Annotated in this window: 22 protein-coding genes and 1 pseudogene; 10 read left to right on the forward strand and 13 right to left on the reverse strand. The window is 72.2% G+C overall.

The genetic code is table 11. The features are described 5' to 3' along the window. Positions 1-15: 15 nt before the first annotated feature. A complete protein-coding gene (locus AC5WS8_RS21215) occupies positions 16-1,239 on the reverse strand; it encodes an MFS transporter (RefSeq protein ID WP_496105018.1) in 1,224 nt (407 codons plus the stop codon). A gap of 99 nt (positions 1,240-1,338) precedes the next feature. Next, entirely contained in the window at positions 1,339-1,743 is a 405-nt protein-coding gene (locus tag AC5WS8_RS21220; RefSeq protein ID WP_496105019.1) for a luciferase domain-containing protein, read from the reverse strand. A 90-nt stretch (positions 1,744-1,833) separates the two neighbouring features. On the opposite strand from AC5WS8_RS21220, the gene AC5WS8_RS21225 reads away from it, so the two are divergent. After that, positions 1,834-1,962 carry a hypothetical protein gene (locus tag AC5WS8_RS21225; RefSeq protein ID WP_496105020.1) on the forward strand — a complete coding sequence of 43 codons (129 nt, stop codon included), beginning with the start codon at positions 1,834-1,836 and terminating at the stop codon, positions 1,960-1,962. 79 nt (positions 1,963-2,041) lie between these two features. Here the strand turns inward: AC5WS8_RS21225 and AC5WS8_RS21230 are convergent, their stop codons facing one another. The 7 genes from AC5WS8_RS21230 to AC5WS8_RS21260 form a co-directional block, all read right to left on the reverse strand. Then, positions 2,042-2,515, reverse strand: a complete 474-nt coding sequence (locus AC5WS8_RS21230) for a nuclear transport factor 2 family protein (RefSeq protein WP_496105021.1) — start codon at positions 2,513-2,515, stop codon at positions 2,042-2,044. A gap of 117 nt (positions 2,516-2,632) precedes the next feature. Then, positions 2,633-4,132: a metallophosphoesterase family protein gene (locus AC5WS8_RS21235; RefSeq protein ID WP_496105022.1), complete on the reverse strand. Its 1,500-nt coding sequence runs from the start codon at positions 4,130-4,132 to the stop codon at positions 2,633-2,635. A 47-nt stretch (positions 4,133-4,179) separates the two neighbouring features. Continuing rightward, positions 4,180-5,169, reverse strand: coding sequence for a lysophospholipid acyltransferase family protein (locus AC5WS8_RS21240; protein ID WP_496105023.1), 990 nt, complete (start codon positions 5,167-5,169; stop codon positions 4,180-4,182). After that, on the reverse strand, positions 5,169-5,939 hold the full coding sequence (locus AC5WS8_RS21245; protein ID WP_496105024.1) for a GNAT family N-acetyltransferase: 771 nt from the start codon (positions 5,937-5,939) through the stop codon (positions 5,169-5,171). The genes AC5WS8_RS21240 and AC5WS8_RS21245 overlap by 1 nt, the downstream gene beginning before the upstream one ends. A gap of 239 nt (positions 5,940-6,178) precedes the next feature. Beyond that, on the reverse strand, positions 6,179-6,928 hold the full coding sequence (locus AC5WS8_RS21250) for a succinate dehydrogenase/fumarate reductase iron-sulfur subunit (RefSeq protein ID WP_496105025.1): 750 nt from the start codon (positions 6,926-6,928) through the stop codon (positions 6,179-6,181). Beyond that, positions 6,925-8,883 (reverse strand): fumarate reductase/succinate dehydrogenase flavoprotein subunit, encoded by a 1,959-nt coding sequence (locus tag AC5WS8_RS21255; protein WP_496105026.1) that lies wholly within the window; start codon positions 8,881-8,883, stop codon positions 6,925-6,927. Before AC5WS8_RS21255 ends, AC5WS8_RS21250 begins: the two co-directional genes overlap by 4 nt. A 1-nt stretch (position 8,884) precedes the next feature. Beyond that, complete coding sequence (locus AC5WS8_RS21260) at positions 8,885-9,556, reverse strand: succinate dehydrogenase (protein WP_496105074.1); 672 nt, start codon at positions 9,554-9,556, stop codon at positions 8,885-8,887. A 120-nt stretch (positions 9,557-9,676) separates the two neighbouring features. Here AC5WS8_RS21260 and AC5WS8_RS21265 point away from each other — a divergent pair, with 120 nt between their 5' ends. Together AC5WS8_RS21265 and AC5WS8_RS21270 are read left to right on the forward strand one after the other, a co-directional pair. Further along, positions 9,677-10,561, forward strand: a complete 885-nt coding sequence (locus AC5WS8_RS21265) for a LysR family transcriptional regulator (protein WP_496105027.1) — start codon at positions 9,677-9,679, stop codon at positions 10,559-10,561. A gap of 102 nt (positions 10,562-10,663) precedes the next feature. Further along, positions 10,664-10,807 (forward strand): hypothetical protein, encoded by a 144-nt coding sequence (locus tag AC5WS8_RS21270; RefSeq protein ID WP_496105028.1) that lies wholly within the window; start codon positions 10,664-10,666, stop codon positions 10,805-10,807. Between the two features lie 4 nt (positions 10,808-10,811). On the opposite strand, the gene AC5WS8_RS21275 is transcribed toward AC5WS8_RS21270, so the two are convergent. The 3 genes from AC5WS8_RS21275 to AC5WS8_RS21285 all read right to left on the reverse strand — a co-directional run bounded on the left by AC5WS8_RS21275 (position 10,812) and on the right by AC5WS8_RS21285 (position 15,056). Continuing rightward, the gene (locus AC5WS8_RS21275) at positions 10,812-12,977 is read right to left on the reverse strand and encodes a putative bifunctional diguanylate cyclase/phosphodiesterase (protein ID WP_496105029.1); all 2,166 of its coding nucleotides are present in this window, start codon (positions 12,975-12,977) and stop codon (positions 10,812-10,814) included. After that, positions 12,974-13,786, reverse strand: coding sequence for an SAM-dependent methyltransferase (locus AC5WS8_RS21280; protein WP_496105030.1), 813 nt, complete (start codon positions 13,784-13,786; stop codon positions 12,974-12,976). The genes AC5WS8_RS21275 and AC5WS8_RS21280 overlap by 4 nt, the downstream gene beginning before the upstream one ends. Before the next feature lie 313 nt (positions 13,787-14,099). Next, positions 14,100-15,056 carry an SCO0930 family lipoprotein gene (locus AC5WS8_RS21285; RefSeq protein ID WP_496105031.1) on the reverse strand — a complete coding sequence of 319 codons (957 nt, stop codon included), beginning with the start codon at positions 15,054-15,056 and terminating at the stop codon, positions 14,100-14,102. A gap of 888 nt (positions 15,057-15,944) precedes the next feature. Between AC5WS8_RS21285 and AC5WS8_RS21290 the strand changes: the two genes are divergently transcribed. The 7 genes and pseudogenes from AC5WS8_RS21290 to AC5WS8_RS21320 all read left to right on the forward strand — a co-directional run bounded on the left by AC5WS8_RS21290 (position 15,945) and on the right by AC5WS8_RS21320 (position 20,700). Continuing rightward, on the forward strand, positions 15,945-16,709 hold the full coding sequence (locus tag AC5WS8_RS21290) for a bestrophin-like domain (protein WP_496105032.1): 765 nt from the start codon (positions 15,945-15,947) through the stop codon (positions 16,707-16,709). A gap of 264 nt (positions 16,710-16,973) precedes the next feature. Continuing rightward, entirely contained in the window at positions 16,974-17,558 is a 585-nt protein-coding gene (locus AC5WS8_RS21295) for a hypothetical protein (protein WP_496105033.1), read from the forward strand. A 53-nt stretch (positions 17,559-17,611) separates the two neighbouring features. Beyond that, the gene (locus AC5WS8_RS21300; protein ID WP_496105034.1) at positions 17,612-18,280 is read left to right on the forward strand and encodes a class F sortase; all 669 of its coding nucleotides are present in this window, start codon (positions 17,612-17,614) and stop codon (positions 18,278-18,280) included. Between the two features lie 97 nt (positions 18,281-18,377). Further along, positions 18,378-18,839 carry a universal stress protein gene (locus AC5WS8_RS21305; protein ID WP_496105035.1) on the forward strand — a complete coding sequence of 154 codons (462 nt, stop codon included), beginning with the start codon at positions 18,378-18,380 and terminating at the stop codon, positions 18,837-18,839. A 17-nt stretch (positions 18,840-18,856) separates the two neighbouring features. After that, positions 18,857-19,229: pseudogene (locus tag AC5WS8_RS21310) on the forward strand (sigma factor-like helix-turn-helix DNA-binding protein); the annotation flags it as partial. A 136-nt stretch (positions 19,230-19,365) separates the two neighbouring features. Then, on the forward strand, positions 19,366-19,881 hold the full coding sequence (locus AC5WS8_RS21315; protein ID WP_496105036.1) for a hypothetical protein: 516 nt from the start codon (positions 19,366-19,368) through the stop codon (positions 19,879-19,881). Positions 19,882-20,040: 159 nt separating this feature from the next. Then, positions 20,041-20,700 carry a zf-HC2 domain-containing protein gene (locus tag AC5WS8_RS21320; protein WP_496105037.1) on the forward strand — a complete coding sequence of 220 codons (660 nt, stop codon included), beginning with the start codon at positions 20,041-20,043 and terminating at the stop codon, positions 20,698-20,700. Positions 20,701-20,719: 19 nt separating this feature from the next. Here the strand turns inward: AC5WS8_RS21320 and AC5WS8_RS21325 are convergent, their stop codons facing one another. Next, positions 20,720-21,580 carry an Fpg/Nei family DNA glycosylase gene (locus tag AC5WS8_RS21325; protein ID WP_496105038.1) on the reverse strand — a complete coding sequence of 287 codons (861 nt, stop codon included), beginning with the start codon at positions 21,578-21,580 and terminating at the stop codon, positions 20,720-20,722. Positions 21,581-21,599: the final 19 nt, after the last annotated feature.

Consider the following 21,599-nt stretch of genomic DNA (forward strand, 5'->3'; position numbering starts at 1 on the left):
CCCGGCCGGACGGGCTCAGCGCCGGGCTCCCCCGCGGCCGGGCCGGGTGACGGCGAGCAGGATCAGGGCGAGGGCCTGGACCACGCCGACGACCGTGATCAGGGCCGGGATCGAGGTGCCGTAGAGGGCTCCGGTGAGCGTGCCGCCCACCAGGCTCGCCGCGCCGACCACACCGGCGAAGATCCCGTACGCGGTCGCCCTGCGCCCGGAGGGCACCAGGTCGGCGACCGTGGCCCGCAGCGTGGATTCCTGCACGCCCATGGCGGCACCCCACACCAGCGACCCGGCCACGGCGACCGTCACCGTGTGGGCGAAGCCGAGCACCGGGACGGCCGCCGACAGCAGCGGCAGCACCACGAGCACGCGGGGCCCGTACCGGTCGTAGGCCCACCCCGTCGCCAGCGCGGCGACCGCGTCCACGGTCATGGCGGCCGCGTACAGCAGCGGCACCCACGCCGGGTGGGCCAGGTGCCGTTCGACGAGGTGGTAGGAGAGCAGGCCGAAGGTGGTGAAGCCGGCGGTGGTGGCCGCGGTGAACGCCGCGTAGGTCCAGAACGCGGTGGGCAGACGGGCGCCGCCCAGGGGCGCGGGTGTGGCCGAGGGCGGGACGACCTCGCGCTCGTACGCCTCCGGGTCGGGCACGCGGGCCCGCAGCCATACCAGCAGGCCCAGAACGGCCGCGCCGGGCAGGGCGAGCACGCCCAGCGCCGGTCCGTAGTGGCCGCCGGTGAGCGCGAGGACCCCGGCGACGGTCAGCGGCCCGACGAGGGCTCCGACCTGGTCCATCGCCTCGTGGACGGCGAATCCGCGGCCGCGTCCCGTGACCGCCGTGGCGTGCGACAGCAGGGTGTCCTTCGCCGGGGACCGCACCGCTTTGCCGACCCGCTCGGCGATCACCAGCACGCAGGCCGCCCAGAGCGTCCCGACCACGCCGAGCAGGGGCACGGAGAGGACCGTGAGCGCGTACCCGGCGACCGCGAGTCCCCAGAACCGGCGTGTGCGGTCGGCGAGCGGTCCGGAGACGAGCCGCAGGCCCAGCGCCGCAGCCTCCCCGGCGCCGGTGACCACGCCGACGACGACGGAGGAGGCGCCGAGCGACGCCAGCAGCGGACCGGTGACCGAGCGGGCGCCCTCGTACACGAAGTCCGCGAGCAGGCTGACCGTGCCGAACCACACCACGAACCGCCACGGCCCCATCCGCGCCGGCGCCGGCGTCCGCTGGACCGATGTCGTACCCACAGCGCCTCCCCTGACCCGGACACCGCCCGGCCGGCGCGGTGTCCGTGACGAGCATCTCGACTGCATTATCGACGACACGCGTGTCGTCGACGACGGGCGTCAGCGGTCGAACCCGGTCGGGTCGAGGTCCCGGGGCAGCAGCATGACGCGGTGGAGGTTGCAGGCGGCGGGCGTGCGCGGCGCCGGTGGACGAGAGGCCTGGTGGGCGTCCAGCGCCAGGCTCACCAGGCTCAGCAGCAGGTCGACGTCGGTGTCGCAGTCCAGCCGGACGGTCACCCAGCGCGAGCCGGGCAGGATGCGGACCGCGGTCGACTCCTCGAGGTCGCCGGAGAAACGGCGGATGGCACCCATGGTCAGATGCAGGTCCGCCTCGCGGTCGCTGTGGAAGTGGACGATCTCGCTGTGCGGGGTACTGAGCGCCCGCCCCGTGCCGCAACTGGCCGGCCCCACCGTGAGGTCGGGCCAGACGTCGAGGCGCTCCAGGGCGCGCTGGGCCAGAGTCATGTGCCCATCGTCGTCTCCTCACTCCGGCGCCACCAGAGGTTGAGGGTTCTGTAACCGGGCCGTGAGGTCGAGGCTGCGGAAAGCGGCTCCGTGCGGGTGCGGAACGCGTCACAGAAGTCCGATTGGCCGTCAGCGGCGCGGCACGGCCTCACCGCCAAGCAGGACTTCGCCTTCGGGGAGGTGACCGTCGGCGGCCCCTCGGAGTTCGAGGCGGGCTGATCGCGCGCGGGGAGGTGCCGCACGCCGGCGCGGTTCGCGGGGCCGGGGGCGGCGTAGGCCGCCGCGCGCCGCTCAGTGGTCACAGGCCCAGGTCGCTCAGCCCCGGGTGGTCATCGGGTCGGCGCCCGGACGGCCAGTGGAACAGGCGCTCCGACTCACGGATGGGAAGGTCGTTGATGGACGCGTGACGCCGGCGCATCAGCCCGTTGTCGTCGAACTCCCAGTTCTCGTTGCCGTACGAGCGGAACCAGGTGCCCGAGTCGTCGTGGCACTCGTACGCGAACCGCACCGCGATCCGGTTGCCGTCGACGGCCCACAGCTCCTTGATGAGCCGGTAGTCCAGCTCACGGCGCCACTTGCGGGTGAGGAAGGCGACGATCTCGGCGCGGCCGGTGACGAACTCCGCTCGGTTGCGCCAGCGGGAGTCCACCGTGTAGGCGAGGGCGACCCTCTCCGGGTCGCGGGTGTTCCAGGCGTCTTCTGCGAGCCGCACCTTTTCCGTGGCGGTGTCGTGGGTGAACGGCGGGAAGGGTGGGCGGGGTGGGTGCGTCATGGCGCCTCCGCGAAGCCGGGAACGGTTGCTCTCCACTGGGGTGACCACGGTAGGAGGCCGCTGGTTCTCCGCGGCCGCGGCGCTCCGGACGGACCCGGGGCGGCCCGCCCTCCTCGGTCACACCAGCGGGATGGTCACCTCGTCCTCGACGGGCGGGTCGACTTCCTCGCGCCGGTTGCCGGTCGCCGCGAAGCAGCGCAGCCGGACCGCCTCCGGGGTGACGTCCAGGCGCAGGAAGCTCTTGAAGAAGGGCGGGCTGTAGGTGGCCGAGCCCGGTGAGAAGAGCCGGGTGTAGATCTTCCGCACAGGCAGCCGGAACCGTGCGGTCCGGTCGGGTCGGCCGCCGGCACCCAGCAGCGACGCGACGAGGCGGGTACGCGGGGTGACCCGGGCCGGGGTGCCCTGGGGGCGGGTAGGGGGAATGCCCAGGCGCTCGGCGATGACGGCGGTCGCCTCGGCCTCGGTGAGGGTGAAGAAGCGGCGCAGCCGCAGCCGGCGCCCGTAGAGCCTGCTGTAGAAGGCGAGGGAGTCGCCGCGCAGCGGGTAGCAGCGGAAGTCCTTCTCGGTGACGTTCGCGACGGACACGCGCGGGATGGTGTGGGTGGCGTGCATGAAGGCACCGCCGCCGCCGGAGACCACGTACTGGATGGTGCGGCCGTCCACGTCCACCGGGTAGCGCTGGTAGTTGTGGATGTCTCCGCCGATCGCCGCGACGTAGTGGTGGTCCGGGTCGCGGACGATGTCGTCGACCGTGCCGCCGCCGTCGACGGGGCAGGGGTGGTGCTCGCCGTCGACGTACAGCGGCGAGCCCGTGATGAGGATCTTCGGGCGGGGGCCCCTGGAGACGTCCCGGAGCCAGCGGCCCTGTTCGGCGTCGATGGTGCCGAGCAGACCGGTGTCGATGCCGACGATGCGGACGGGGCCGGCGTCGATCGCCCAGTACGGGCCGGGCTGGAGGGCCCGCTGGGCCGGTGCGGACCGCAACGCGCGTGCCTCGGCGAGGCGTTGCTCGTCCGGTGTGCTCGGGCGGTGCCACAGCAGGGAGCGCAGCCGGGCGCCGAGGGGCGGTCGGGGGGCCGGGTCCGGGGCGAGGGACGGGGCGTCGCAGAAGACGCTCATGAACCCGTGCAGGTCCTCGTACCAGTCGTGGTTGCCGGGTATGGCGTACATGGGCGCCGGGTAGTCCTGGTACGGGCGGAAGAACTTGGTCCCGTAGTCGGCGGCCGCCCCGACCGGATAGATCACATCGCTGGCTATGACCGCGAAACTCGTGCCCTGACCGGTCTTCAGCAAGCCCGGCACCACGGCGTACTGGGGATCGTCCCCCTCGCCGGTGTCCCCGAGGACCATGAAGGAGAAGCGTTCGGGGTCCTGGCGGCGGATCACCTTGTCCGTGGGCGCGCCCGCCGCCTCGCACTGCTCGACCCACCGGCTCCGGGTGCGGCCGGTGGGGTCGCCGAACCAGGAGGCCAGCACGCCGTTGCGCGCCGCCCAGAGGGTTTTCGGATTCAGCCAGGAGAGCTTCTCCACCTGACCGGGCATCAACTGCCGGTAACGGCCGGGTTCCGCGGCGCCCCAGCCGGCGCCCTCGGCGGTATCGCGTGAGGATTCGGACACCCGTGCACCGTAGCAATGATCGACGCTGCACCGGAGAGCGAGGGTGGTCACCGGCGCACGTGCCGGCCCGGGTGTGCGCGCGTCGGGAGACCGACGGCCCGCTGCGCGGCCAGGGTGAGCGCGCGGCGGTCCGGCGCACTGCCCGGCGCCAGCACCGGCATGACCCGGACCTCGGCGACGAGCCCGCGTGCCGTGAGGACCCGCCACACGGAGGTCAGCAGCGAGTCGCTGCCCACGAACGCGGGGGCGGTACTGGCCGGGCCCCGGTCGTGCCGGTAGCGGAGACGGACCGGCTGGACGGGGGCGCCGGCGTCCAGTGCCGCCTGGAAGACGGCCCGCCGGAAGTGGCCCTGCGCCCGTCCGCACCAGGTGCTGCCCTCGGGGAAGACCACGACCGCCGAACCGGCGCGCAGGCGGTCCGCGATGCGGGCGACCGTGTCGGGCAGCGCCTTCAGCCGGGCGCGGTCGATGAAGAGGGCCCCACTCAGCGCGGTCAGCGCACCGGCCACCGGCCACTGCCGGATGTCGGACTTGGCGAGCATCCGGCCGGGCCGGACCGCGGCGAGCAGCGGGATGTCCAGCCAGGAGATGTGGTTGGCGACCATGAGCAGGCCCCCGTGCGGCGGGGCGGCCCCGGTGATCCGCACCCGGATGCCCGTGGCACGTACGACCGTGCGACACCAGGCCCTGACGGCCCGCTCGCGCGACGTGACGGGGAGCCCGCGCGCGACGGGGAGGAGCGCGAACCCGGCGCCCATCAGCGTCAGGACCGTCGCGAACCGGAGCACGGCGAGCGGCACGGCGGCCATCGACCCCGCGGTCTCGATGCAGGCGTGCGGCGAGCACGGGGCGCTGGGCTGCCAGGGGCTCGCCGGGGCGGCGGCCGGGTGGGGAGCGGCGGCGCGCCGCGGCGCGGCCACGGCGGCCGGAGCCGGGAGCGCGGCCGTGCTCGCGCCCGGGCTCGCGGGCATCGGGGTGCCGCGGCGCGGTCGCAGCGCCGCCAGGCCGGTCCTGGACACGGTCCGGTAGGCGGTCATCAGGCCGGGACGAGCGAGAGGAAGTGCCGCAGATAGCGCGCGTTGATCCGGCGCATCGACAGCAGCACGTACAGGTCGGCGACGCCGAAGTCGGGGTCGTGGGCCGGCTCTCCGCAGACCCAGGCGCCCAGACGGAGGTAACCGCGCAGCAGCGGGGGCAGCTCGGTGCGCCCGTCCGGGGCCGGTGTCCGGGGGCGCCAGGGCAGCAGCGGCCGGACCCGGTACTCCTCCGGCGCCAGGGACGTGGCCCGTACCCGCTCCCAGGTGGCCGCGGCGAGGGCGCCGCCGTCGGAGAGCGGCAGGGAGCAGCAGCCGGCCAGCCACTCGTGGCCGCTGTCCACCATGTAGCGGGCTATGCCGGCCCAGATCAGTCCGATGACCGTGCCGTCGCGGTGGTCGGGGTGGACGCACGAGCGGCCCACTTCGACGAGCCCGGAGCGGATCGCCGCGAGCGGGCCGAGGTCGAACTCGCCCTCCGAGTACAGCCGCCCGGCGATCGCGGCCCGCTCGGGCGGCAGCAGCCGGTAGGTGCCCACGACCTGGCCGGTCACCGTGTCCGTCACCAGCAGGTGGTCGCAGTACGCGTCGAAGGGGTCGATGTCCAGGCCGGGCTGCGGGGTGGGCAGAAGGGCGCCCATCTCTCCGGCGAAGACGTCGTGGCGCAGCCGCTGCGCGGCCCGGACGTCGGCCTCGTCACGCGCGAGGCCGACGGTGTAGCGGGTGGGCGACAGCGGCGGCGGGGGGCTGGCTAGGGTGGAAACGCCGGTCATGGCTCTCTCCTGGTCGCGGGCCGGGTTCGGCGGGTACGAGCGGGCCGGTCCCGTACGTCCGGCCGGAACAGTTCTTCCGATGCCGGTTGACCTGCGCGTGACCCAGGAAGGGAGAGCGGGTGTGAGCTTGTTGAATGCCAGGGGTGCCGGGACGGTGCCTGGCGGGACCGGGTCTTGAGCACCGCGCCCGGCCCCGCCCGTCCGCACCCTGCCGGCGAACGTCTTCTCCAGGGGCGGCTCTACCGCTTGGCCACCTTGCGGGTCGCCCGCAGCCACTCCCTGTTCATGTGCGTGATGGACGTCAGGGGGATGCCCTTGGGGCAGGCGGTGGCGCACTCTCCGGTGAGGGTGCAGCCGCCGAAGCCCTCCTGGTCCATCTGCCCCACCATGTCGAGGACGCGGGTCTCGCGCTCGGGCGCACCCTGCGGCAGGACGTTGAGGTGGTTGACCTTGGCCGACGTGAACAGCATCGCCGCGCCGTTGGGGCAGGCGGCCACGCACGCGCCGCAGCCGATGCACTCGGCGTGCTCGAAGGCGTAGTCGGCGTCCGGCTTCGGCACGGGCGTGGCGTGGGCCTCGGGGGCCGAGCCGGTCGGGGCGGTGATGTAGCCGCCGGCCTGGATGATCCGGTCGAAGGCCGAGCGGTCCACGACCAGGTCCTTGACCACCGGGAAGGCGGCGGCCCGCCAGGGTTCGATGTCGATGGTGTCGCCGTCCTTGAAGGACCGCATGTGCAGCTGGCAGGTGGTGGTGCGCTCGGGGCCGTGCGCGTCACCGTTGATCACCAGGCTGCACGCGCCGCAGATGCCCTCGCGGCAGTCGTGGTCGAAGGCGACGGGGTCCTCGCCGGAGAGGATGAGCTGTTCGTTGAGGACGTCGAGCATCTCCAGGAAGGACATGTCGGGCGTGATGCCGTCCACCTCGTAGGTGGACATGGCACCGTCGGCGTCGGCGTTCTTCTGCCGCCAGACGCGCAGGGTGAGCTTCATGCGTAGCTCCGCTGGGTGGGGTGGACGTACTCGAAGACCAGGTCTTCCTTGTGGAGGGTCGGGGCCTCGCCCGTACCCGTGAACTCCCAGGCGGCCGCGTAGGAGAAGGCGTCGTCCTTGCGGGCGGCCTCGCCGTCGGGGGTCTGGGACTCCTCGCGGAAGTGGCCTCCGCAGGACTCGGTACGGTGCAGCGCGTCGAGGCACATCAGCTCGGCGAGCTCCAGGTAGTCGACGATCCGGTTGGCCTTCTCCAGCGACTGGTTGAGCTCCTCGCCGGTGCCGGGGACCTTGATCCGGCGCCAGAACTCCTCGCGGATCTGCGGGATCCGCTCCAGGGCCTTGCGCAGTCCGGAGTCGCTGCGGGCCATGCCGCAGAACTCCCACATCAGTTCGCCCAGTTCGCGGTGGAAGGAGTCCGGGGTGCGGTCGCCGTCGACGGAGAGGAGCAGGTTCAGCCGGTGCTCGGTCTCGGTCAGCACCTCCTGCACGGCCGGGTGCTCGACGGTGACGGCGTCCTCATCGGACCGGTGCGGGTTGCGGGCCAGGTAGTCGTTGATGGTGGCCGGGAGGACGAAGTAGCCGTCGGCCAGGCCCTGCATCAGCGCGGAGGCGCCGAGGCGGTTGGCGCCGTGGTCGGAGAAGTTGGCCTCGCCGATCGCGAACAGACCGGGCACGGTCGTCTGCAGGTCGTAGTCGACCCACAGGCCGCCCATCGTGTAGTGCACGGCGGGGTAGATCCGCATCGGCACCTCGTACGGGTTCTCCGCGGTGATCCGCTCGTACATCTCGAAGAGGTTGCCGTACTTCTCCTCGACCTTGTTGCGGCCCATCCGCTGGATGGCGTCCGCGAAGTCGAGGTAGACGCCCTGGCCCCCGGGGCCCACTCCGCGGCCCTCGTCGCAGACGTTCTTCGCGGCGCGGGAGGCGATGTCGCGGGGTACGAGGTTCCCGAACGAGGGGTAGATGCGCTCCAGGTAGTAGTCCCGCTCGTCCTCGGGGATCTCGTTCGGCGGGCGGTTGTCCCCCTTGGCCTTCGGCACCCAGATCCGGCCGTCGTTGCGCAGCGACTCGCTCATCAGGGTCAGTTTGGACTGGTGGTCGCCGGTGCGCGGGATGCAGGTCGGGTGGATCTGCGTGAAGCACGGGTTGGCGAAGTAGGCGCCGCGCCGGTGCGCCCGCCAGACGGCGGTCGCGTTGGAGTTCATGGCGTTCGTCGACAGGTAGAAGACGTTGCCGTAACCGCCGGAGGCCAGGACCACCGCGTCCGCGAAGTAGGTGTCGATCCTGCCGGTGATCAGGTCACGGGCGACGATGCCGCGGGCCCGGCCGTCGATGACGATGAGGTCGAGCATCTCGGTGCGCGGATGCATCTCCACGTTGCCGGCGGCGATCTGCCGGGACAGCGCCTGGTAGGCGCCGAGGAGGAGCTGCTGGCCCGTCTGACCGCGGGCGTAGAAGGTGCGGGAGACCTGGACGCCGCCGAAGGAGCGGGTGTCGAGCAGGCCGCCGTACTCGCGGGCGAACGGGACGCCCTGCGCCACGCACTGGTCGATGATCTCGACGGAGATCTGGGCGAGGCGGTGCACGTTGGACTCTCGGGCGCGGAAGTCGCCGCCCTTGACGGTGTCGTAGAAGAGCCGGTGGACGGAGTCGCCGTCGTTGCGGTAGTTCTTCGCCGCGTTGATGCCTCCTTGCGCGGCGATGGAGTGGGCACGGCGCGGGGAGTCCTGGTAGCAGAACTGGACCACGTGGTAGCCCTGTTCGGCGAGGGTGGCGCCCGCGGAGCCGCCGGCGAGACCGGTGCCCACGACGATGACCGTGTGCTTGCGGCGGTTGGCCGGGTTGACCAGCTTGGCCTCGAAGCGGCGCTTGTCCCAGCGCTCCTGGATGGGGCCGGAGGCGGCCTTGGTGTCGGCGACCGGGTCGCCGGTCGTGTAGTTCGCGTAGTCGGTCATCTCAGCTCACCACTCCGGTCATGACGCCCACGGGTACGGCGATGAATCCGGCCGTGAGCAGCAGCGCGAGGACGTTGGCGACGGTCTTCAGGGCGCGGTCGCGGGTGCGGCCGCCGACGCCGAGGGTCTGGGCCGCGCTCCAGAAGCCGTGCCGGATGTGCAGGCCGAGCGCCAGCATCGCGACGATGTAGACGACGTTGCTGTACCAGTGGGAGAAGTCGTCGACGACGTTCTGGTACGGGTGCCCGGGCCGGAAGCTGCCCGGATGCACGGTCCCGGTGGTCAGGTCCAGGATGTGCCAGACGATGAACAGGCCGAGGATGATCCCGCCCCAGCGCATGGTGCGGGTGGCGTAGCTCGCCCCCGGCCTGGCGTGCACGTACTTGCTGGGCCGGGCCTTGATGTCGCGGCGGCTGAGCTGGTAGGCGGAGACGGCGTGGGCGACGACGGCCACGATCAGGACGATGCGGATGAGCCAGAGCGTCCACTCGTAGTGCATGAACGGCTCGCCGATGGTGCGCAGCCAGTGGGCGTAGTGGTCGAACTCGCCCGCCCCGAAGTAGATCTTCAGGTTTCCGATCATGTGGGCGACCAGGTACAGCAGCATGACCAGGCCGCTGACCGCCATCACGGTCTTCTTGCCGACGGTGGAGTCCCACACGGTGCGTGCCATGGACGGCCGTCGGTCCGTCCGCGTTGCCAGTGCCATGGCACAGCACGCTAGGGCCGAAGGTCCTCATCGGTCCAAGACATGGTCCGGCTTGTTTCGATAGCCAGGGCCTATGATGGACGGGTGCAGTTCCAGCAGCTCCAGTACTTCGTGGCGGTCGCCGAGACCCGGCACTTCACCCGGGCCGCGGAGCTGGTCCATGTCGCCCAGCCCTCGCTCTCGCAGCAGATCAGGGCTCTGGAGCGGGAGCTGGGAGCGGATCTGTTCCTGCGGGCCCGCGGCAACATCACGCTCACCGACGCCGGTGAGGCACTGCTGCCGCTGGCCCGCAGGATCCTGGCCGACGCGGACACGGCCCGGCACGAGGTGCACGAGCTGGCGCAACTGCGCAGCGGCCGGATCCGCCTGGGCGCCACCCCGAGCCTGTGCACCGGTCTGCTGCCGGATGTGCTGCGTGCCTTCCACGACCGCTACCCCGGCATCCGGCTGCTGATCGAGGAGGGCGGCTCGCACGACCTCGTGCGGGAGCTGGCGCGCGGCGCCCTCGATCTCGCGCTGGTCGTGCTCCCGCTGCCCACCCCCTCCCCCGCCCTGACCACGGTGGAGCTGCTGCGCGAGGACCTGGTGGTGGTGTCCTCGCCGGACGCGCCGCGGCCCGGCGGCGGGCGGCGCACGGTTCGGGTCGCGGATCTGGAGGGCGAGCGCCTGGTGATGTTCCGGCACGGCTACGACCTGCGTGAACTGACCGTGGCGGCGTGCCGCGCCGAGGGCTTCGAGCCGGACTTCGCGGTGGAGGGCGGCGAGATGGACGCGGTGCTGGGGTTCGTGCGGGCGGGCCTGGGCGTCGCCGTGGTCCCGCGGATGGTCGCGACCCGTTCCGGGCACGGGCTGCGGGTGACGCCGCTGGCCCGGCCGGGGCTGTACCGGACGATCGCCCTGGCCCACCGCAGCGATGTGGCTCCCCCGCGGGCCGCGAGGGAGCTGCAGCGCATGCTGCTGGAGCGGTGAGGCGGGACCGGCTCAGACCGGCACGGCCGGCCTGAGCACCTCCTCGCACCACTGGCGGAAGGAGGCGGGTGCGGTATCAGGGGTGCTCGGCTCGGCGGCGCCGTGGAAGCGCCACCCGCGGTCCTGGCCATCGCCTGGCCGCAGCGGTCCCGTTCGACGGCCACCGCGGCGCTGATCCGGACCGCCGCCTCCGTGACCGAGGCCGTACGGGCACGCGCCGGGGGCCCACAGGCCGTACGACCGTGACGGCTCAGCCGGTCGCGTCGACCAGGGCCAGTTCGTGCAACCGCTCCGGTGGGCCGGGGCGGGCGTAGTACCAGCCCTGGGCGGTGTCGCAGCCCATCATCCGCAGCTGTTCGGCCTGGGCGCCCGTCTCCACGCCCTCCACCGTGACCGCGAGGTCGAGGCTGTGGGCCAGCGAGACGATCCCCTCGACGATCTTCAGGTCGACCGGGTCCGCCGGGTACTGCTGCATGCTCTGGGTGAAGGAACGGTCCAGCTTGAGGACCCGCACCGGCAGCCGGCGCAGGTTGGCGAGGTTCGAGTAGCCGGTGCCGAAGTCGTCGAGGGCGATGTCCACCCCCATCTCGGCCAGCCGGCGCAGCGGCTTGAGCAGGTCGTCGTCCGCACCGATGAGCGCCGACTCGGTGACCTCCAGGCAGAGCGCGTCCGGCTCGAGGCCCGACCGTTCCAGGATCTCGACGGTGTCGGAGACCAGCCCCGGATGGGTGAGCTGACAGGGCGAGAGGTTGACGTTGATGCGCAGCGGGCCGGGCCGGTCCTGCCTCTCCTGCCAGGCGCGGGCCTGCCGTACCGCCTCCTGGAGCACCCAGCGGCCCAGCGGCACGATCAGCCCCGTCCGCTCGGCGAGCGGGATGAAACGGTCGGGGCCCAGCACGCCGTGCTGCGGGTGCAGCCAGCGCACCAGCGCCTCGGCGCCGTGCACCCTGCCGTCGCCGAGGTGCACCAGCGGCTGGTACTCGATGAAGAACTCGCCCCGGTTGAGGGCCGTGGGCAGCGCCGTGGTCAGCCCGTGCCGGGTGATGGCCCGGGCGTCGGCCTCGGGGTCGGCGAGCTCGCAGCGGTTGCCGCCCGCCGACTTCGCCCGGTACATGGTGATGTCCGCGCTGCGCAGCACCTCCGCCGGGCCGCGCTCCCCGACCGGACCCTCGACGATGCCGATGCTGCCGCGCACCGTCAGCTCCCGCCCGTCGATGCTGATCGGGGTGACCAGCGCGTTCATGATGCGCCCGGCGAGTTCGTCGACCCCGCGCTCGGTGTCGGGCCCGGTGGTCAGCGCCACGAACTCGTCGCCGCCCAGACGCGCGACCATCTCGCCGGGGCCGGTCGCGCAGGTCTGCAGCCGGTCGGCGACCTCGACGAGCAGCCGGTCCCCGGCCGCGTGCCCGAGGCTGTCGTTGATGGTCTTGAAGCCGTCCAGGTCGAGGTAGCACAGGCCGAACCGCCGGCCCTCCCCCGCCGACAGGGTCTTCTCCAGGCGTTCGAAGAACAGGGTGCGGTTGGGCAGGCCGGTGAGCGCGTCGTGCGTGGCCTCGTACCGCAGCCGGAGGTTCAGCAGCCGCCGTTCGGTGGTGTCCTCCATGAGGGCGAGCTGGTACTGCGGGTTGCCGTCGGCGTCGCGCAGCAGGGACACCGTGAGATTGGTCCACAGGACCGTTCCGTCAGGCCGGCAGAAGGCCTTCTCCACGTGGTAGTGGTCCCGCTCGCCGCGCACCAGCTCGTCGTACAGGCGCCACACCTGCGGCGCGTCGTCGGGGTGCGTCCACTCCGCGACGTTGCGGCCGCGCACCAGTTGTTCCGAGCCGCCGAACATGCGCAGCAGGGCACCGTTCACCTGGAGCACGTTGCCGCCGAGGTCGGCGATGCCGATGCCGATGGCGGCGCCTTCGAAGACCGCTCGGAAACGGGCCTCGGTGGCGTGGAGCGCCTCGGCCACCTCCCCTTGAGCCGTGAGGGCGGCCTGCGCGATGGCCTCCTGTTCGGCCAGTGTGCGCTCCTTGAGCGCGGTCGCGAACCCGGCGGCCATCGCGTGCTGCAGCCGCGAGCAGCGGGTGCGCTGGGCCTCCTGCGTCCCGGCGGAGGCGTCCGGGTCGCCGCAGTAGAGCACGAGATAGGCGTCGACGCAGTCCAGGGTGCGGCTGAGGGCCTCCGGGTCGGTGCAGTGCGCGTCGATGAGCGCCGCGCCGATCTCCTTGGCCGCGGCCGCGTCGAACGCCCTGGCCCGCAGCGCCTGGCTCAACTGCCGGGCCAGCGGCAGCACTCGCTCCTCGAACTCCGGCCGGGTCAGCGACGTGGACGTCACCGGATAGACAGCCCGGCTCCAGATCGTCGCGAACCTGCGCAGTCTGTCCTCGGGTCCGTCCGGACCCGCTGGTCCGCCCGATGCCGCCCTCACGCCGAGCGCCCCACGCCGGCGAACCCCGCGAACGCGTAGGGGTCCTCGTCCTCGGGTGCCGTGTCGGGCCGCCACTTCGGCATCGGCACCAGCCCGGGTTCCACCATGTCGTACCCCTCGAAGAACCGCGCGATCTCGTCACGCGAGCGCATGATCAGCGGATTGCGGATGTTGCTGTACACGTCGACCGCGCCGTCGGCCCGCTCCTTCGGCAGCGGGATCCCCTCGTACGAGGCGTGCGTGAGAACGAGCAGGCTGCCCGGCGGGAGCGCGTCGCGCAGCTCGGTCACCGCACCGTACGGGTCGTCCGTGTCCTCCACGAAGTGCAGTATGGCAACGAGAAGGAGCGCGACTGGCCGATTCCGGTCGATCAGTCGCCCCACCTGAGGGCTCGCCAGGATCTCGTGGGGCTTGCGGAGGTCCGCCGCGACGACGTCCGCATGGTCGTTGCCGGCGAGGACGGCCCGGCTGTGCGCGACCGCCACGGGGTCGTGGTCGACGTACACCACGTGCGCGTCCGGATGCGCCTGCTGCGCCACCTCGTGGACGTTTCCGAAGGTCGGGATGCCGGAGCCGATGTCGAGGAACTGGGTGATGCCCTCCTCGACGGCGAAGCGCACGGCGCGGCGCATGAACGCCCGGTTCGCCTGCATGATCTTGGGAAGCCCCGGCATGTACTCCATGGCCCTGCGCGCCGCTTCGCGGTCGACCTCGAAGTTGTGGGAGCCGCCCAGGTAGAAGTCGTACATACGGGCGACACTCGGCACGGAGATGTCGATGCTCCGAGGGGCCCAGGCGGGGCGCTCCATGCAGCTCTCCAAGGCGTTGACGACGGTATAGGCGATCCGGTGTTCGAGCTGAGGCTACTGATCGTCCGCCAAGGGAGCGAGCAAAAACGGAAATTGACCGTCCGTTCCCGGTCACGACGTGGGGTTTCCGTGGAGTGTCCGGGACGTTTGCCGCCGCGCGCACCGAAGGGTCCACCCCCTCCGTGCGGTGCGGAAGGGGCGGACCCGGTCGTGCGCGCCTGTGTTCCGTTCGTCCGGCTGGTGTGTCCACTCCCTTCCGCGTTCCGTCGCTGACTGGGTGAGGCGGTCGACCAACCCCGGGCAGGTGTGATCGCTACTTCGGCGCGCCGACCGGCTTTCCGTCGGGCGAGACGGCGTACCAGGTGCCGCCCACGCCCTGACCGTTGGTGTCGCCGGGGGCCTTGTCACCGGAGAAGGTGTAGATGGGCCAGCAGTTGACGGTCATCTGCTTGGCGCCGTCGGGGCGGGTGAAGCCCATGAGGCCCTTCTTGTGGACGCCCTTGGTGTCGTTCGGCGGGACCGGGGCGACGACAGGCCACTTCTCCAGGCAGGCGCCGGTGCAGTTCGAGACCGGCTCGGGCCAGGCCTTGTCCTTCAGGAAGCGGTAGACCGTCATGCCGTTCTTGTCGACGATGATCGGGCCGAGCTTCGGATCGTTGCGGACCGACAGACCGGGCAGGGAGGAGGCGGCGCCGGCCTTCCTGCCGGTGGGCGCGGTCGCGAACCAGGTGCCCTTGGCGCCTTCACCGTTGACGTCACCGGCCTTGGTGTCCTTGACGTAGCGGTACATCGGCCAGCCGGCGATGGTGAGCTGCTTGGTGCCGTCGGAGCGGGTGACCTCGCCCAGCAGGGACTTGTCGATTCCGGAGGCGGCGGTGGCCCCTTCGGCGGGGACCGGCGGCCACGCCTTCGCGCAGTCGCCGTCACAGGAGGACTTCGGCGGCTCGGCCGTGTCCTGGTCGAAGCGGTAGAGGGTGAAGCCGGCACCGTCGGTGACGATCTTGCCGAGCTTCGCGTTGTCGACGACGGCAAGCTGACCTGCGGCCTGCCCGCCCGCGGAGGCCGAGGCGCTCGGCGCGGCGGTGGAGTCGGCGCCGTAGCCGTTCCCGGGGAGGGAGGGACTGGAACCCAGGCCGCCCGGGAGGGCGGTGGCCCCCACGTTCTGGCTGCCCGCCGACTGGGTGCCGCTCTGCGAACCGCACGCCGTCGTGAGCGCCAGCACGGCGGCAGCGGTCGCCACGAGGGAGGCGCTCCGCCAGGTTGTCTTCATTCTCAACTCCCGCTGTCAGCTTCGGTGTTGCAGCGTCGTCTGTGCGCCGCTGTGTGGCCATGGGTACGGGCGGGAGTGCCCGGTGTGTTCAATCGGACCCGGAATTTCTTTCCGGAACCCCTGACGTCTTTCCGGCCACCGCGCCCGGCGGGCCCCTCACTCCTCGTACGGACGTACCCGACTCGGGGTAGAGCGGACGACGTTGCTGAAACGTGACGAAGACGGATCTCCCTCCTTCGAGGCAATTCGCGGGGGCCCGGGCGTGCGGGGGCGCGACGAAGCCGATGATCTCGGTCGTGCAACGACCCGAACGGCCCCGAACGGCCTTTGTCAGCCGGGGGTTGGCCCTGGTGACGCTGGTGTGGTTCCTCGTGGGCGCTCCCGCCGGGGCGGCGTCGGCCGACGCCTGCGCGTACGCCTCGACCGGCCCGGGCGGTACGGAGGCGGTGGCGGTCGCGGGCGGTCACCTCACTCCGCCGTGTTCCTCGCCGAGTCCGAGCCCCACGCCGTCGCCCAGCCCCACACCGACCCCGACCCCGACTCCGACGCCGCCGCCCGAACCTCCGCCGCCCCCGCGGCCGCACCCCACGCCGAAGCCCGTGCCGCCACCTCCGCCGCCGCGTGCCCTGCCGCCGGCCCCCCGGCCGGTCCCGAGGCCCGCCCCGGTCCCCGTCCGTCGCCACTCCCCCGCGCCGCCCCCGGCCCCACCGCCCACGCCGAGCCCGCATCCCGCACCCACTCCCGTGCGCTTTCCGGCGTACCACCCCGTGACCCACCCGCGGCCGCCCCACGACGGGCCGTCGCCGCTCGTGTTCACCCTGCTCATCGCCGCGCCCGCGGTGTTCGCCGTCGCCGCGCTGCGTCCCCGCTGATCTCTGGAGGCACCTGTTGTCGGAATGGCTTGTTCTCACCCTCGCGATGGCGGCCGCGTGCGTCGTCGTGGTCGTGGTGACCCTCGTCCGGACGCGTAGGGCCGCCCCCGACGAGGACCCGTCCGAAACCCCGGACGTGATCGAGTACATGACGATGTGGATCGGTGTGGTCTACGCCATCGTGCTGGGCCTGGCCATCGCCGGGGTGTGGGAGGCCCGCAATGCCGCCCAGGACCACGTGCAGGCCGAGGCGCAGGCGCTGCACGAGATCTCGCAGCGGGTCCGCGTCTATCCGGCCGATGTCCGCGACCGCGTACGCGCCGACGTCAACGCGTATGTCGGCCACGTCGTCACCACCGAGTGGAAGGCCATGGCCGATCACGGCGAGGTGACCGCGCGCGGCCAGGAGCTGTTCCAGCGGATCCGTCAGGACGTCACCGACTACCACCCGAAGACGGACTACGAGGCGCAGGCCTACCAGCCGCTCGTGGACCAGGTGACAGCGGCCGACGCGGCACGCAACGCGCGCGCCGGCGCCACCGGCTCGACCATGCCGCCGGTGGTGTGGTTCGGGCTGATCGCGGGAGCGGTGGTCACCATCGGGATGGTGTTCGCGCTGCAGATCCGGCGGACGGCACGTGAACTCCTCCTGGCGGGGCTCTTCTCAGCGCTGATCGCCTTCCTGCTCTTCCTGATCTGGGACTTCGACGCGCCCTACAGCCGGGGCATCTCGGCCTCCTCGGAGCCTTTCCTGGCACTGTTCCCTCAGTTGCACGGCTGACGGGGCCCGGGAACCCCGAAGGGGGGCGGGAACCCCGAAGGGGGAGGCCGGCGCTGTCCGCGCCCGCCTCCCCCTTCACCGCCCCCCTTCGCCACCCCTCTTCACCGCCCCGCCTCCCCTGTGCGGCGCACGCGCGTACCCCGTTCGCTCTGCTGCGATCGCGTCCAGCCGCCCCCTTTCTTAGCGTTTCAGGCAACGAGGTGCATTTGTGACGCAGGCGGAACAGGTCCGCAGCACGGCTCCTCGGGGACCTGGAGGCTCACCATGCGCGCGACTCGCGTCGCTTCGGCCGTGATGCTGGGCGTCAGCGCCCTCGGGCTCACGGCGTGTACGACGGCCGCCGCCCGTGGCGGGGACGGTGCCGACCACTCGGGCTTCTCCTACAACCTGGAGCCGGACGCGGTCGCCCCCGGCGGGCGGATCAACCTGCCGGTACGGGGCTGCAACAGCGATGCCAAGGTCTTCTCGGGCGCCTTCGACGACGACGTCGCCATTCCCCGGGGCCGGAACTCGGCCACGGTCACGGTCGGCCGGCACGCCCTGCCGGGCACCACGTTCGACGTGATGTTCCAGTGCGGCCACCAGTCCGGCCACCGGCAGCTCGTCATGACCGCCCGGGACGACCGCGACGAGGACTCACGGGGCGAGGACTCGCGCGGCGAGGACTCGCGCCGTGGGAGCGGGCGTGGTGATGCGGAGCGGCCACGGCACGGCGTGCACGCCGGCGAGGGCGGCAGCATCGGCGGCTTCGACCTGACGAAGACCGCTCTCGGTGCGGCGCTCGTCCTGGGATCGGTCGGCACGGCCTGGCACCTCACCCGCCGCCGTGCCCGCCGCAGCACCTCCTGACCGTCACAGCGTGAACGGCGCGGCGAGACGGCGGCGCCGGGAGGGGATGGCGAATGTCTGCCTCCGGACCGGCCGAAGGATCGGAGCACCAGCGCAAGCGCGCCCCGTGGGGCGTGATCGCGTTGGTGCTGCTGACGGGGCTCGCCCTGGTGCGGAACGGTTCGGGCGAGTCCCGGGTGGGCCCGCCCCAGCCCGCCACGGCGGCGGCCCCCGACTCCCGCTCGGGCTCCGCATCCGTCTCCGGCCTCTCCAACGCGCCCGATCCGCTGCCGTACTCCGCCGCGGAGCGCGTCCGCATCCCGGCGCTCCAGATCGACGCCCCGGTCATACCGGTGGGCCTGGACAGCTCCGGCTGGGTGGGCGCGCCGCCGCCCGACGATCCGAACCTGGCGGGCTGGTTCACCGGCGCCGTCTCGCCCGGCGAGAAGGGCACGGCCGTGATCGTGGGCCATGTCGACAACCATGAGGGGCCGGCCGTCTTCTACGGGCTCGGCGCGCTCTGGAAGGGCAGTCACGTAGAGGTCCGGCGCCAGGACGGCAGGACCGCCGTCTTCGAGGTCTACGGCAACGAGGTCTTCGACAAGGCCCACTTCCCCGGCGACCGCGTCTACGGCAACAAGGGTGCCCCCGAACTGCGGGTGATCACCTGCGGGGGAGAGTTCGTCGACGGGAACTACGCGGGGAACGTGGTGGTGTTCGCCCGGTTGGTCGCGGTGCGCTGAGCGGGGCCCGGGGCACGGCCCGGCAGCGTGCTCAGGCGTTCGGCCCGGTCCCCGGCCGCAATGATCCGGACCTGCGAATTCCGATAGCCTCGCCCGTGTGACGGAACAGCACTCGCACCAGTTCGAGCGGGGCACCGACGGGCCCAGGGTGATCGTCGTCGGCGTGGACGGCTCCGACTCCTCGCTGCGGGCCGCGGCCTACGCCGGCGGTCTGGCCCGGCGGCAGCACGCGCTGCTCGCGGTCGTGTACGTGCAGCCGGTGATGGCGGCCGGGGCGGCCCTCGGGGTTCCGGTCGCCGAGACGACCGACCGGATCGCGGAAGACCTGGTCGCCCAGATCCGCGAGGCGGCCGAGCGGGTGAAAGGCATATTCGAGGTGCGCTGGGAGTTCCACACCATCCGCGGCGACCCCTACAACGGCCTGGTGAAGGCTGCCGACGAGCTGAAGGCGGACGCCGTCGTGGTGGGTGCTTCCGAGCAGGCCGGTCACCGCATCATCGGCTCGGTGGCGATCCGTCTGGTGAAGGCGGGCCGCTGGCCGGTGACGGTCGTACCGTGAGAACGCAGCCGTCTTCGCACCTCGAAGCGCTGCGCGCGCCCGGTTTCGACTCCGTGCGCCCCCGGCTGCTCACCGTCGCCGGCGGCTCGCCATCGACGCCGGGCGGGCGCGTCCGGCGCGTCCCGCCGAGGTCGGGGACACCGTCCCGGAGCACGCCCGGTGATCGCCGACCACGCCGAACGGGCCGCCGCGACGCTCGACGTCCGGCGGGCTGTGAAGACACTCACTCCCGAGCACAGGGAAGTCCTGGTGCAGATGTACTTCCGCGGGACGCGCGTGGCGGAGGCCGCCCGAACGCCGGGGACTCCGCCCGGTACGGTGAAGTCCCGTGCGTACTACGCACTGCGCGCCCTGCACCGAGTCCTTCCGGGATACGCCGACCTGCGGTGAAACCGACCGCAGTGTCAAGCCTTCGTAAAGCGCCTTGCTGCGGACCATGGTTGAGCAATGGGCTTGCCTCATCCGTGGTGCGGACTGGGGCCCGAGTCTCGGGCGACGCGCACGCACCGGAGGAAGGCAGGAAGGGATGCTGCACAGAGGCCACGAGAGCACGGACGGCACCGACGGCGGTGAACTGACCGTCCCCATGGCTTGGCTGTACGCCGAGTACATCGCGGACGAACTGCTGCGGACCGGCGACCTGATGCCGCCGACGTCCTTCGAGTTCCGCGCCGGGCGCGACGCCCTGGCGCTGACGATCTTCCTGTCCGACACCGGTGGCGAACTCTCCCGCATCCGGGTCGTCTCGCAGCTGGATACCTGGCTTTCGCTGACGGCGTACGACCAGCCGTGGCAGGACTGGGTGTGCGAGCGGATGGCGGAGCTGTCCGCGGAAGCGGCCCGGTCCGGCGGCCCGGCTCCGGACCTGGAGCTGGCCAGGGCGGCCTGGCGCTGGCTGGAGGAGACCGAGCTGCTCGCCCCGGACCTGGACGCGGTACCCGGCGGCGGACCGGTCACCGGCGAGGACGACGGTCCCAAGGTGTGGACGCCGGCCTGGCAGCTGGGGCTCCCGCTCGGGCATCTCGCCATCCACCTCTTCTGAAAAAGTCTCCCCTGACGACCAATCCGCCGGCCCGGCGGCTCCGAATGTCCTTCTCGGCCGCGATTCGGTAACGGCCTTGAGTGATTCGGCCGCCTGGTCCGTACCGGTGGGCAACAGCAGCACCACCCACACCCCCGCCCACCGGCCTGAGGATTTGGTATGAGGTCCCTGGAACGCCATCGCGACGTCGGCGCCTACGCGCTGGGCGTGCTGGACGAGGCGGAAGCCTTCCGCTTCGAGGACCACCTCATGGAGTGCCCGTCGTGCGCGGCGCACGTGACGGAGTTCCGCCCGGCCGCTCGCCAGTTGATGCTCTACCGGAGGGCGACCCCGCGGTCCGTGCACCCCCTCGCCACGCCCGGGCCCCGGCTGCTGGAGCGGCTGCTCGACGAGGTGGCGACCAAGCACCGCAGCGGGCGCAGGCGATGGCTGTACGCGGTCGCCGCGGCCGTGGTGTTCGCGGTCGGAGGGCCGACGATGGCGGTCGTCTCCGGGCACGGCTCGACGTCCTCCGCCGTGACCGCCATGACCGCCACCGACCCCGACACGGGCGTGTGGGCGCGAATCACCGCGCACGACCGCGTCTGGGGCAGCGAGGTGGATATGACGGTCAAGGACCGGTCGGGGCCGCATCCCTGCCGGCTCATCGCGGTCGGCAAGGACGGTTCGGAGCAGACGGTGGCGAGCTGGATGGATCCCGCGGAGGACGGTGAGCCGACCACCCTCCAGGGGGGCACCGGGATGCGGTCGGACGAGATCGACCACTTCGACGTGCGCACCAAGGACGGACAGCACCTGGTCACGCTGAAGGCCCGCTGACCGGACCCGGCTGCCCCCGCTACTTGAGCAGCCGGGACAGTCTGCGGTCCGCCAGCGGCTTGCCGCCCGTCTGGCAGGTCGGGCAGTACTGCAGCGAGGAGTCGCTGAAGGACACCTCGCGGACGGTGTCGCCGCAGACCGGGCAGGGCTCCCCGGTGCGGCCGTGGACCCGAAGGCCCCTCTTCTTCTCCGCCTTCAGCCGTTCGGCGGCCACGCCGCGCGCACGCTCGACCGCCTCGGTGAGCGTCGTGCGCAGTGCGTCGTACAGGCGGTGGACGTCCTGCGGGGACAGCGACGACGCCGGCTTGAACGGGGACATCCGGGCGGCGTGCAGGATCTCGTCGCTGTAGGCGTTGCCGATGCCCGCGATCAGGCTCTGGTCGCGCAGGGCGCCCTTGATCTGCCGCCGCTCGCCCGCGAGGAGCCCGGTGAGGCGCTGCTCGTCGAAGCCGGCGGCCAGCGGGTCGGGACCGAGACGGGCGATGCCCGGGACCTGGAGCGGATCGCGGACGACGTACACCGCGAGCCGCTTCTGGGTGCCCGCCTCCGTCAGGTCGAAGCCCTCCCCCGTCTCCAGCGCGACCCGCAGCGCGAGCGGGCCCCTGCCGGGGCGGGGCACCCCGTCGGGCAGGCGGTCCTTCCACTGGAGCCAGCCCGCGCGGGCCAGGTGGGTCACGAAGTGCAGTCCGCCGGCGTCCAGGTCCAGGAACTTGCCGTACCGGGCGACGGCCGTGACCTCGCGGTCCTCGAGGGCGGTGACCGGGGGGTCGTACGTCTTCAGGACGCTGATCGCGACGGGCAGTACCCGGACCACCTCGCGGCCGACGAGACGGTCCGCGAGGAAGTCCTTGAGCGCTTCGACCTCGGGGAGTTCGGGCATGAGTCCAGCGTGCCACCGG

The sequence above is a fragment of the Streptomyces sp. PTL18 genome (genome assembly GCF_059510295.1).

What these genes read in the sequence shown, in the direction of transcription:
- AC5WS8_RS21250 (WP_496105025.1), bottom strand. Translation starts at nt 6,928, where the DNA reads ATGAAGCTCACCCTGCGCGTCTGGCGGCAGAAGAACGCCGACGCCGAC.
- AC5WS8_RS21280 (WP_496105030.1), bottom strand. Translation starts at nt 13,786, where the DNA reads ATGGAGCGCCCCGCCTGGGCCCCTCGGAGCATCGACATCTCCGTGCCG.
- AC5WS8_RS21320 (WP_496105037.1), top strand. Translation starts at nt 20,041, where the DNA reads ATGAGGTCCCTGGAACGCCATCGCGACGTCGGCGCCTACGCGCTGGGC.
- AC5WS8_RS21285 (WP_496105031.1), bottom strand. Translation starts at nt 15,056, where the DNA reads ATGAAGACAACCTGGCGGAGCGCCTCCCTCGTGGCGACCGCTGCCGCC.
- AC5WS8_RS21325 (WP_496105038.1), bottom strand. Translation starts at nt 21,580, where the DNA reads ATGCCCGAACTCCCCGAGGTCGAAGCGCTCAAGGACTTCCTCGCGGAC.
- AC5WS8_RS21260 (WP_496105074.1), bottom strand. Translation starts at nt 9,556, where the DNA reads ATGGCACGCACCGTGTGGGACTCCACCGTCGGCAAGAAGACCGTGATG.
- AC5WS8_RS21315 (WP_496105036.1), top strand. Translation starts at nt 19,366, where the DNA reads ATGCTGCACAGAGGCCACGAGAGCACGGACGGCACCGACGGCGGTGAA.
- AC5WS8_RS21295 (WP_496105033.1), top strand. Translation starts at nt 16,974, where the DNA reads ATGCGCGCGACTCGCGTCGCTTCGGCCGTGATGCTGGGCGTCAGCGCC.
- AC5WS8_RS21240 (WP_496105023.1), bottom strand. Translation starts at nt 5,169, where the DNA reads ATGACCGCCTACCGGACCGTGTCCAGGACCGGCCTGGCGGCGCTGCGA.
- AC5WS8_RS21230 (WP_496105021.1), bottom strand. Translation starts at nt 2,515, where the DNA reads ATGACGCACCCACCCCGCCCACCCTTCCCGCCGTTCACCCACGACACC.
- AC5WS8_RS21300 (WP_496105034.1), top strand. Translation starts at nt 17,612, where the DNA reads ATGTCTGCCTCCGGACCGGCCGAAGGATCGGAGCACCAGCGCAAGCGC.
- AC5WS8_RS21255 (WP_496105026.1), bottom strand. Translation starts at nt 8,883, where the DNA reads ATGACCGACTACGCGAACTACACGACCGGCGACCCGGTCGCCGACACC.
- AC5WS8_RS21245 (WP_496105024.1), bottom strand. Translation starts at nt 5,939, where the DNA reads ATGACCGGCGTTTCCACCCTAGCCAGCCCCCCGCCGCCGCTGTCGCCC.
- AC5WS8_RS21220 (WP_496105019.1), bottom strand. Translation starts at nt 1,743, where the DNA reads ATGACTCTGGCCCAGCGCGCCCTGGAGCGCCTCGACGTCTGGCCCGAC.